The sequence below is a fragment of the Halanaerobium sp. MA284_MarDTE_T2 genome (genome assembly GCF_003337245.1).
GTDB lineage: Bacteria > Bacillota > Halanaerobiia > Halanaerobiales > Halanaerobiaceae > QPJE01.
Genome location: NZ_QPJE01000044.1, coordinates 1 through 11,563 on the forward strand (window position 1 = coordinate 1; position 11,563 = coordinate 11,563).

At 32.3% G+C, this 11,563-nt stretch carries 11 protein-coding genes, 1 tRNA gene and 1 pseudogene; all 13 read right to left on the reverse strand.

Annotation, left to right across the window (positions count from 1 at the left end):
- Positions 1–71: 71 nt before the first annotated feature.
- Positions 72–275 (reverse strand): hypothetical protein, encoded by a 204-nt coding sequence (locus tag DFR78_RS11405; RefSeq protein ID WP_114458957.1) that lies wholly within the window; start codon positions 273–275, stop codon positions 72–74.
- A 305-nt stretch (positions 276–580) separates the two neighbouring features.
- Positions 581–689, reverse strand: a pseudogene (locus DFR78_RS12465) (molybdopterin biosynthesis protein); the annotation flags it as partial.
- A 111-nt stretch (positions 690–800) separates the two neighbouring features.
- The gene (locus DFR78_RS11415; protein ID WP_233487064.1) at positions 801–1,574 is read right to left on the reverse strand and encodes an epoxyqueuosine reductase; all 774 of its coding nucleotides are present in this window, start codon (positions 1,572–1,574) and stop codon (positions 801–803) included.
- A gap of 137 nt (positions 1,575–1,711) precedes the next feature.
- A complete protein-coding gene (locus DFR78_RS11420; RefSeq protein ID WP_114458958.1) occupies positions 1,712–2,275 on the reverse strand; it encodes an outer membrane beta-barrel protein in 564 nt (187 codons plus the stop codon).
- Between the two features lie 283 nt (positions 2,276–2,558).
- Positions 2,559–4,655: an HD-GYP domain-containing protein gene (locus tag DFR78_RS11425; protein WP_158531770.1), complete on the reverse strand. Its 2,097-nt coding sequence runs from the start codon at positions 4,653–4,655 to the stop codon at positions 2,559–2,561.
- A gap of 314 nt (positions 4,656–4,969) precedes the next feature.
- Positions 4,970–5,329: a cupin domain-containing protein gene (locus DFR78_RS11430; RefSeq protein WP_114458960.1), complete on the reverse strand. Its 360-nt coding sequence runs from the start codon at positions 5,327–5,329 to the stop codon at positions 4,970–4,972.
- 376 nt (positions 5,330–5,705) lie between these two features.
- A tRNA-Arg gene (locus tag DFR78_RS11435) sits at positions 5,706–5,782 on the reverse strand.
- Positions 5,783–5,977: 195 nt separating this feature from the next.
- Entirely contained in the window at positions 5,978–6,676 is a 699-nt protein-coding gene (tatC, locus tag DFR78_RS11440) for a twin-arginine translocase subunit TatC (RefSeq protein WP_199505622.1), read from the reverse strand.
- Positions 6,677–6,717: 41 nt separating this feature from the next.
- Positions 6,718–6,915 carry a twin-arginine translocase TatA/TatE family subunit gene (locus DFR78_RS11445; RefSeq protein ID WP_114458962.1) on the reverse strand — a complete coding sequence of 66 codons (198 nt, stop codon included), beginning with the start codon at positions 6,913–6,915 and terminating at the stop codon, positions 6,718–6,720.
- 38 nt (positions 6,916–6,953) lie between these two features.
- Positions 6,954–7,724 (reverse strand): formate dehydrogenase accessory sulfurtransferase FdhD, encoded by a 771-nt coding sequence (gene fdhD, locus DFR78_RS11450; RefSeq protein ID WP_114458963.1) that lies wholly within the window; start codon positions 7,722–7,724, stop codon positions 6,954–6,956.
- 19 nt (positions 7,725–7,743) lie between these two features.
- On the reverse strand, positions 7,744–8,298 hold the full coding sequence (locus DFR78_RS11455; RefSeq protein WP_114458964.1) for a hypothetical protein: 555 nt from the start codon (positions 8,296–8,298) through the stop codon (positions 7,744–7,746).
- 83 nt (positions 8,299–8,381) lie between these two features.
- Entirely contained in the window at positions 8,382–10,475 is a 2,094-nt protein-coding gene (locus DFR78_RS11460; RefSeq protein WP_114458965.1) for an aldehyde ferredoxin oxidoreductase, read from the reverse strand.
- Positions 10,476–10,507: 32 nt separating this feature from the next.
- The gene (locus DFR78_RS11465; RefSeq protein ID WP_114458966.1) at positions 10,508–11,191 is read right to left on the reverse strand and encodes a 4Fe-4S dicluster domain-containing protein; all 684 of its coding nucleotides are present in this window, start codon (positions 11,189–11,191) and stop codon (positions 10,508–10,510) included.
- Between the last annotated feature and the right edge of the window lie 372 nt (positions 11,192–11,563).

Here is an 11,563-nt window from a genome sequence, read left to right on the forward strand (position 1 = left end):
TTATTAGCTAAACATAATAATTGAAATTCAAAACCGTCTGCTATTTTCTCGGGGCAAGCCCACGAGGTTTGCTAGCAGACTATAACTTCTATCACAGATACAATTTCTTCAAATGATACCTGCTGCAGAAATGATTTGGAAAAAAGATATCTGAGCTGACTTTTCTGAAAGATAAATAATTTTTTAAGAATTTCTTCTTCAAATGATCCTGCCAGAACAGAAAAACTAACAATAAGAAAGATAATTACTAAAATAATCGTTAAATATGTCTTCACATCTGTTCACCTCTGCTTTCATATACTATTATATTATATATTATGTCTTATATCTATTATCCATTTATTAAAATGCAAAAAGTTGAAACATCTTTTTTCTGCTTACACTTCAAAATATTTAATATTTTGAATATTATGTGGGCCACCTATGGGACAGATACAGGAGATAAGGAGATCTGGAGGGAAGAAATAGTTCTACTCTGGGCGGATGGCAGATTATTGTTTCTAAATATTTATAACATAAAGAAGAAGCAGTTGCTGATACAAAAAAATATTAAGCAGATTGTAAGGTAAATGCTGAATATCTATTTTTTTTCAACTTCATTTACACATTCGTTTTTTATCTTTCCAACAAGTTTTTTTAAAGCATCAATAACATGCGGCCTAATATCTCCCGCCTACCAGAATATACACTCCCTCTATAAATTAAGTTTATCTTTTTGAAAATTTTTCTTAGTTATCAGCTGTTTATAAATTTTTCTGCATGATTTTGTAAAATTCCTTTTCGGCTTCAAAAGCTATACATCAATCAGAGTTTGGGTTTACAAAAGAACAGGGAAGAGCAACACAGCATTTTCCACAGGCATCTGTTAGACCCATTTCTGAATAAAGATCATCGTTTTCCAGCAGTAAACTGTAGCATTTATGTCTATCAAAAAAATCTACAGAAAGAGAATTATTTACACATCTTTCAGCACAGACTGAACAGCTTCCACCTGCCTTATTTAAACAATTTTCTTTATTACCGCGCTTTGTTGCTTCCATTTCTAAGTTAGTAATTAAACTGCCCACTCTTCCACAGCACCCTTTTTCTGTTATCAGCATATTGTTAATTCCGAAGGTGCCAACACCTGCAATATAAGCAGCATGGCGGTGAGACCAGTCACTTTTTAAATTCTCTTCATCAAAATTATGTGTTGCAGGGATGAGGGCAGCCTGAAAATTCATTTTTTCTAATTCTTTTTTAATATGTCGGTTCATATCGTCAATCAGAGCATTAGTCTCCACATAGGCTCTGGCCCATTCTCTGGAGCTATATTTCCCTTTTACATTCGATTCTGACACCCAATCAGCAAAAGGAATAAAAAAACATATAACAGTTCTGGCATGTTTTAAAAAATCACCTGGGGCTGCATGAGTAGGGGACACAGCTTTTTTTAATTTTAAAAAAAGTTTATCATCAGCATCTGCAAATCCAACCACAGCTTCTTTCCATTCTGTTTTAATATCATCTCTCTGCTCATAATTTTTTATATAATCACATATTAAATTTCTTATCCATTGCTTCAGCTTGATCACCTCCATATCTTTTATGATATCAACATTTTTAAACTGTAAAAAAATAAAAACTCCCTGTCAGGTAAATAGATTTTAATATTAAATCTATCTACCCTAATAGGGATCAAATTACTTTAAAAAGCAGTTTTTAACTTTAATTAAAACTTCATTCCAATAGAAAGGGTGAACTTATCATATTCCACATCTTCATCCTCACCATTATTATACTCAATTTCTCCACTGTTAACTGAATAAATCATTTCAGCAGTATATCTTTCGCCAAATTCCATACCTGCACCCAGTGCATAGTAGAGGCCACCACTGGTATCATCTACATCATTTTCATGTTCAAAAGTGCTATCTGTTCTGAAGCTGTTGAATCCCAAATGACCAACTAAGTAATATGGATTATTAGCAATATCATACTGTGCCAGTCCATAAAATGGAACAAATCCAATTTCTCCATCCTGACCTGATTCATCAACTTCGCGATCCAGCTGATATGCCAGACCTCCACCAAGTGTCCATCTGCTGGTATAAGGGAACTTGTATTCACCTGCAATAGAAAATCCTCGGTCAATATCCCAGTCCTCTAGTTCTCCACTTGAGTCGATTCCAGCCTTTATTTCCCACTGGCCCTGGCTTAGATAATCCTGTGCCATAACCGATCCACTAAAAATCAGCAGTGAAAGTACTAAAACTACAGTAATAACTTTTTTCATAAAATTTACCCTCCTAATTTTTTTACCTGATTGTTGAATAATCTTAAATATAAAATTATATTTAAGATGTTCCAATAATAATTATTCAACAAAAGACAATATTCTCCTCCCTATTCAACAAAAAAATACCACCAGTTGGTGGCTTTTTAATAACAAAATACTTGTTGTCCTACACAATATCAAAATCAAATTTGTTATCTCAAATCAAAATTTAATTACATGTTTCTTTAAACATCTGTTCAAAATAGCTCTATTCTCTGGTAAGCAGAATTATTATTTAAACTTAATTCTGATATATCTGCTCACCTTTTTTTAACTTGCCTGCCTGAATTATTCTCATAAATGCATCTACAGCTTTTGGAGAAAATTGTCTGCCTTTATTTCTCTTTATCTCTAAAAAAGCTTCTTTTTGTGTCAGTGAGTCCCGATATGATCTTTTAGAAGTCATAGCATCCCATGCATCTGCTACAGCAATAATCTGAGATATTACAGGTATTTCATCTTTCTTTAATCCTTCCGGATAACCTCTGCCATTCCATTTTTCGTGATGATAAAGTATATATTCTGCAATATTCCTTAGTGACTCCGAATTGGCTAGAGCTTTGCTGCCCCAGATTGGATGTTTTTTTATTAAATCATATTCTTCATCTGTAAGTTTACTTTTTTTATTCAATATCTCCAGTGGAATCAAAAGTTTCCCTATATCGTGCACCATACCAGCCCAGTAAGCATCCCAGACTGTTTTTTTAGAATATCCCATCTCCTCTGCAATCTGTAAAGAAAGATTGGCAACATTTTCGGAATGACCTTTTGTATAAAAATCATACATTTCCAATATTTTGATAATTGAGGAAATAAGCTCTTTTGTAAATCTATCCTGAAGGCTGTCATATTTTTTAAAAGCAAAAAAGGACGAAGCTAAAGTTGCAAAAGATTGAAGTGTTTTCTGAGTTGTTTTAGAAAATTCTTTTTCACTTTTAGCAGCAATATCCAGCGCTATCCTGCCAACTATTCTCTGTTCAGCCAATATATTTATATATAAAGAACTTTTAATAGGTTTTAAAGCATTTAAAATTTTTATTTTCATATTATTCGGAATTTTATCAACATCTAACGAATAATCATCTGTAATAAAAACTTCCTTACTATCATAGTGAAAAAGCAATTTTTTATCAAATCTTATATTTTTTATTATTTCGATATCATGTCCTACAGCATCTATAAGTCTACACCTATCATCTTCTATTACATATATTTTTCCATAGTCGGCTTCTGGAACTACTATTAGGGCATTTTTTAAAAGATCTGAATAAAATTTGTCTTCACTCATTTCAACACTATCTTTTAAACCAGAAATTGTTTTGATCATAGTTATAAAGCGGCGGTTCATTTCATTCAATTCATTAATTGATTGATCTAATTCATTGTTCATTCGTAGAATTTCCTGATTATATGCTGTAAGCTGTTCATTGGCTGCCTGCAGTTTTAGATTATTTTTTCTGGCTTTAGTAATATCTCTAAAAATAGTTATAAATTTACCCTTTTCCAGTACAGTTAGTGTTATTTCGAAATATTTATCCAGCCTGCCGAAATAATGATCGAATTTAATATTCCTTTCTTCATATACTGCTTCTTTGTATAATTCCAGTAATGATGGCTCATCTTTCTGATAAATTTCAGATCCAGTTTTACCCATTATTTTATTTATATCTTTCAGCCCCAGCAGATTCTTATAGGCGGGATTATAATTTCTCACAACATAATCTGACGGGGTTTGATCTCTAAAGATAACCTCATTTATACTCAGTCCCTGAGTAATATTATTAAAAACTGATTTATACTTTTTATCAATTTTTTGGGTAACGGAGAGAATTGTGTTTTTCTCTTCTTCATACTTTTTAACCTTAATTTTTTCTACCATAAGTTTAAGCTGTGTTTCTATCAATTCTCTATATTTTAATATTCTTTTTTTGTCATTATTGGAATAATTCTTTTTCTTTTTATGAAAAATGTATAAAAAACCAAAGATACTTTCATTAGGCCATCTAATTGAATACCCTGCACAGGAGTCAAAACCTTTTTGAAAAGGAATTGAATTTTTCCACATATTATTTTTTAATGAACTGTAAACAGTAAAATTTTCGCTGTCTAAAATTAACTTATACTGCCAGTCATTAATTTTAAGAGCTGACTGATCCCCAATTAAATCATCTATATCAGAACCAGAAGCTGCAGCTAAATTTAAATGCTCATCTTTAAACCTGACAATTATTACAGCCGCTGCTTTTTCTTCTACAGCAATTAAATCTGCTGTTTCCTGCCAGCTTCTTTTAATTTCGTCACTAAGGGATAATTTCTGATAAAAAAATTTATTATCCACTATTAGCCTCCTACCACATATTTTTACCATTTATCTTTTATTATTTTCTTTTTCCAATTTTAAAAACTCAGAACCTATCTTAATTAGCCTGTTATATTCAAAGCAATATATCCTTTTTCTTTTATAAGCTGTATCATTCTCATTAATAAAAAAACATCTTTAAAACGTTAGATATTCTCCCTGTCTATATTATCGGTGATTTTAAGTAATTATTAATCTGCTATTTTCTCTTTTTATTAGTTTTATCGCTTCTCTGGCCAAACTAAATGGTATACAAAGCAGCAAGATGCCAATTTGCTCCATGATTCGTCAAATTATATCCATTCAGGATCATCAACAGTTTTTTCCGTCTCAACATTACCTGTATTTAAAGTACCCTTCTTTTCTATCATTAAAATTTGTGCTTCCTTTTCAGCCACAGGTTTATGTTCTATACCCTTTGGCACAATTATAATTTCGCCTTCTTTAAGCAGCTGTTCACCATCTCTAAACTTTAATAAAAGCTCTCCTTTAATAACCTGAAACATTTCATCTTCATTTTTATGCATATGCCAGTCAAATTCTCCTTTAACTTTAGCAATTTTTACATGCATATTATTTACTTCACCAATAATTTTAGGATCCCAGTGCTTTTTAATTAAATTGAACTTTTCATTAAGGTTGATCCTGTTCATATTACAATCTCTCCTTTTAATTGATTGGTTTTAATCTATTCTTTTGTCAATCAAAAAATATAATAGAGTCTTCCCGAAATTATTTTTAGAGTTAAAAAAAAGAAAAAAACCATCTCCCATTGTTAAGTCTATATTCCTTTTTTATTAAATTATTTAATTTCTAACGGCAACTCATCAAACCACCTATTTTACTTTTATACTAATTTTATATCTTATTTTAGTTTAAGAACAAAAATAAAAATAGTTGAACAACAGATTAGGTTAATAAACCATCTATAACTCAACTATTAATCTTCAGATATATAATATTTTTCGCCTGGATTTTTAGTCTGTTATAGCTATAACATCAATGATTATAAAACATTAAAAACAAAAATGGTGGGGTCAAGAGGATTCGAACCTCCGGCCTACAGATTAGGAATCTGTTGCTCTATCCTGCTGAGCTATGACCCCATTATTTAAGATATAAAACAGACTATTTATATTCTACAATAATTATTTAAATTTATCAAGCTTAATCTGCTTAAACTTTATCATATAAAGTTAAAATTTACATTAATACAACCTAACTAAAAATAAAAGCCACCCCTGTAAAACAACCAGATGACTTTTATTATTCAGATACTTTATTCTTTATAGTACTAATATTTATTTCTTTTTCTTATTTACTAATGCAGCCAGCAAGATACTTATTTCAAATAATAATATCATTGGTCCAGCCAGAAGAAGCTGAGAAATAATATCTGGAGGAGTAAATACTGCACTCCCAACAAAGATAATTAGAATACTAACTTTGCGGTATTTTCTCAAAGTGTCAGCTGTAATCAAATTAAGCTTTGCCAATAAAGTCACCAGTATTGGCAGTTCAAACACAATACCAAATGAAAGAAGAATTGAACTTATAAAGCCTATATAGCTTCCAAAAGAAAAATTAGGTTCAATATTCATACTCGGCATTGAGAATTTGACAAAAAATCTAATAGACAAAGGTATTATTATTCTATAGGCAAAATAAGCTCCTAAAAGAAAAAGAAAAAAACCAGAAAAAAGAGAAAATAGAAGATATGTTCTCTCTTTTTTCTTCAATCCAGGTTTAACAAAAATCCAAAACTGCGAAAAAATAATTGGAGATGTAACAATAACGCCTACAACTAAAGCAATTTTAATGTAGGATAAAAACAGTTCTGGTGGAGTTAAATATATAAAATCTAGTTCCTGTACTGGATCCAGCAGCAGTTCAATGATAACATCCATGTAAGCAAAGCTTACAGAAGCACCAATAATAATAACTACTGCTATTATAATAAGTCTTTTTCTTAATTCAGTTAAGTGTTCAATTGGTGACAATAATAACTCCTCCAACTTTCTCATCCCCTATTTCTCAAAATTTATTTCTTATCCTCATCATCAAGTGATAGTTCTTCAGAAATATCAGCTTCTTTTTTCACTTCATTTGCAGAATCTTTAAATTTACGAATTGCCTTACCAAAGGCTTCACCAACATCTGGCAGCTTAGATGGACCAAATACAACAAGCGCAATAATTAAAATCAAAACTAATTCCATCGGACCTAATCTTCCAAACATAATTATTCACCACCCTGATTTAGAATATCTTAATATTTTCAAACAAAATTATGATAAACCATAATTTTTTCATCAGTTAAAATCCTATCTTCATGAGTATAAACTATAGGTTTTTTAGACACAGCTCTACCTATTATCGTGATTCCGATTTCTTCTGCTATTTCTAGAGCCAGACTGCTGGGTATACTCCTTGATATGATTATTGGAATTCTACTGCTGACAGCTTTTAATATCATATCTGAAGAAATTCTTCCTGTTGTAATAATAATACTTTTTGCTAATTCTATTCCTTCAAACAAAGCCCTACCAACAACTTTATCTACTGCATTATGTCGTCCAACATCTTCTCTGACAATTAACAATTCATCCTGATCTGATATTGCTGAACAGTGGACACCACCTGTTTTTTTATAAATTACTGCTTTTTTAAGCATTTCTATTGTAAGTTTTTTTACATTTTCAAGTGAAATCATTAAATCTGAATTTATTTTTTCTAGATTATAAAAGTTTTCTTTAAAACCACTATTACTACCACATCCAGTTACCAGAATACTATTGAGACTATATTCTGCTTCAGCAATTGTTCTGCTGCTTTTAATATTTATAATTTTAAGATCTTCACAGGCAGCAAGAGACATAATATCATCTATCCCTTGAATCAAGCCTTTGTTATACAGATATCCTACTGCCAGCTCATTCAAATTTTGTGGAGTACACATAAATGTCAATAATTTTTTCTCATTAACATTTAACTCTACAGGAACTTCTTCACAAATATTTAATTTACTTAATCCCTCTTTTAAAGACATCTATTTATCCTCCCAATATTTACGGCACTTCTTTTCTAATTACTTCTACCCATTCAGTTAAAGCAACTGCATGGTCATCTTCCAGATATTTTGAAGAATAAAGATATGGCACTCCATTTGAAGCATTTAATGTTTTAATATCATTGTATTCTTCTTTATCTCGAATATTATTCATAACTTCTTCAAACTCTTCTTTAGAAATCATATATGGTTCATATAAAAAAACTGAAGCTTTTGTAGGACGCGGATATGTTTCAGAATCATCTCTAACTCGCTCAGCTATTAATTTATAAATATCTTTATCTTCAACCTGGGCTATTATTTTCGCATATTGTATAGTCATTGAATCATCTGAAAAAAGATATGCACCTGCTGAACCTCGTAGAACTCTAATATCATTATAATTTTCATCAGTTTTAATTTCTTCTAGAATATTGTTTGATTCTTCTTCTGATAAGGATAGCGGCTTTTTACTAAAGTCATCATAAATTGTTATTTTGCCTTTTTTTGAATTTTTTCGTGTTATTTCAGCTATTTTTTCTAAAGCCTCATTATTAGCTTTCTTTTCTTTCATCTTATCACACCTTATCAGGCAGGAAAAGATTAATAAAACTTTTACCTGCCCAAATATTATAATTATTTATTACTAATTACCTTTTAGCCAGGAATTAATCCCATGCTATCAAGTTCATCAGCAACTTCTTTCATACCAAGTCTTTCTAGAGTTTCATAAGTTGGAGCACCTGTTTTTCCATCCCAACCCATTTCTTTATAAAACATCGTTTTTGCTTTTTCCATATCATCTCTATCCATCTTAATGGTTCCAGCATCAAAAGCTTTTTTATCTGGATCCATATCAAATACCCAGTTACAGATCTGATCATGTTCATTGCGCATATCAGTTGTACCCATCTGCTTTACAGTCAATGCTCTGTGAAGAGTTATAATCCTTTCGCCCATTTCATCTAATTCCTCTTCTGAAACATCCATACCCGTTGTTAAGCTAAAGTACTGTGCTTCAATAGTAGTATCGCCTCTATAATTTCTTTCTTTTAAAGGTGAAGTTACCATTGGAAACATCCAGTTACAGACTGTCATAGAATCATGTAGTGCATTTTTTACAAGACTCCATTTTGCAAATTTAGCTTTGTACTCATTCATAGGAGTATAGTTTGCAGGTATATCCAGTGCAGCTTCTGATCCCCATACTTCTGCTGCAATTTCCTTGTTCAATTTAATCGGCAGCCCACTGTGAATAAAGTTTTGATGAGAATGACACATGGGATCACGGTTAAATACTAAATTAATAAGTGACCCAACCTGTCCATTTGATTCATTAGCATGATGTAGAGGGTATCCCATTACTGGTGACCACTGTTTCATTGAAACATCATCCCAGTAATCATCCTCAAATCCCCATCTTTTTGCAACTCTTGCCGATCCATCAGAAATATGACTTAATTCTCCTTCAGCATAAGCAAGTCTCCTATAAAAATCAACTAGAAAATCAGGATCACCTGCTTCATACTTATCCCAGGGTATACTATTATATTCATCAGCAGGTAGTACATCTTTTAGAATACCTTTATTATAAGCATACCAGAGATCTCTTCCTAGCTGACCATAATTAAACCAAAGACCATAATCGTCTGCTAGCTGAGCTCCCAGGGTTTTTGTTATAAAAGTTGCTTTTTCTGTTAAATCAGCATTTTTTAGAATATACCAGTGACTAGAATATCCCATACATGTGTTAGCTACATAACGGGACTTACCATACTTTTCTAATTCAGGTACTTCCAAATGCGAATGACAGCGAACAGGACATGACTGACATCCACCCATTCTTACAGTATGTTCTTCACCCATTTCACCAAGATCTTTTATTGCTTTCATAGTTCTAAATCCAATTTTATTTATATTTTTTGGTTCACAGATTCCTGTTTCTACTTCTTTATCTGCTGCACCCCAGTATAAGCCTTTCTGAGCTGTCCAGCGGCTGTTCGGATCGTGATATTCTGCCCACGGCTGTGGTGTTGAAGGAACAACATGCTGATTATTTGCACCGATAATTGACAGAACATGATCATTTAACTTGATCCATTCTCTTGTGTCTGCCGCATATTTAACAGAACCGGTACCAATAATTCCAATAGCTTTTAACTTTTTAGAACCAAAAACAGCACCATGCCCACCAGCAGAGTGATTTCCATTTGTCATTATATTTGATAATCGCACCAGATTTTCTCCAGCCTGGCCAATTGCAGCTATCTGAGCTTCTTTACCCATAATGCTGGCAACTTGAGCTGTTGTATCAAAAATACCTTGTCCCCACATTCTGCTCGCATCTTCTATTGTTACTTTATCATCTTCTATTCTCAACCAGACAGGTTTATTTGATTTACCTTCAATAATAATTGCATCCCAACCTGCATACTTCATTTCCGGTGAAAAATGTCCACCCATATGACCATCTCCGACCAGATTATATGGGTTCATAGGTAAAAGCGAAGTAATATTCGTTCTTGCAGTACACGGAACACCAGTTCCTGTAATAGGACCTGCACCAATTACTATCTTATTTGCTTCGTCAAAAGCATCGGTTCCTGCAGGAACTTCATCCCATAAAATTTTGTATCCAAAACCCATACCACCAATATAATCAATATAATCTGCTGTATCTTCAGCAGTTACAGAACCATTTGTTAAATTAACTCTTAATATTTTACCAGCCCAGCCTTTATATTTTGGCATATTTCTTTACCTCCCTATATAACTTTGAATTCTTAATAAATTGCCTGACCTTTGATAATTCTTTCTCTTTCTATTAATGTTCTTTCTACTTTATCCCATGATACAAACTTTAATGAACCGGTTGGACATCCTGCTACACAGGTAGGTTCGCCTTCACAAAGATTGCATTTGGTAGATTTATTAATTTCAGGATCTATTGTTGGAATATCGTATGGACAGGCAGTCACACAGTTTCCACATCCAACACATTTTTTGGTGTTAATTACTCTTGCACCAGTATCTGGATCAGCTGTAATTGCCCCCATTGGACATGCGGCTGCACAGCGAGGAGATTCACACTGCCTGCAGGTTTCTGCAATTATTGTAAAATCACCCATCTGTCCATTTTTTGTCCAGTAATACATGGCAGGACCCTGAAGACCATAATTATAATTTTGACCAACTTTAACTCTGGAAATATAAGGATGTGCTTTATTATCATTTATTGCTGTGCAGTTAGTTTCACACCGACGGCATCCTGTACATATAACTGGATCAGATATTACAATACCATCAGCTACAATCAAAACCTCAGCTTCAGCAGAATCAGTAAACATACTTAAAAATGAAACTGAAAAAGCTGCACCTGCAGCACCTATTACACTCTTTTTTAAAAATTCTCTACGACTGGTTGGCTTTTCTAAAAAATTATTTTTTCCCTTTTTTTCTTCAGACATTTTTTTACTTGCCTCCCTTAGATTAAGGTCTTTTTTAATGCATAATTCATTACTACATTAAGAAGTTTACTTGAATATCCCCCCCTTGAATAATTGAATTTTATAACATAAAAAAAGATGCTTCCATTAGAAAGCATCTTGATTACGGAAAGGAATACTTCCAATGAATATAACTAAACCTAAATTAGTTAATAAGCATCTGCTCCTTTCCAGACTGGGAGGTATTTAAGTTTCCAACAAATACCCTATCGGTTTGACTTCCTTAGAACTTAATCCTTGATTGTAACACAAAAACATTAAGCATATTCAATCTAAACTAAGCTTTTAAATCTAAAAATTAGTTCTCAACAACAAAAAAATTGAATATCACAG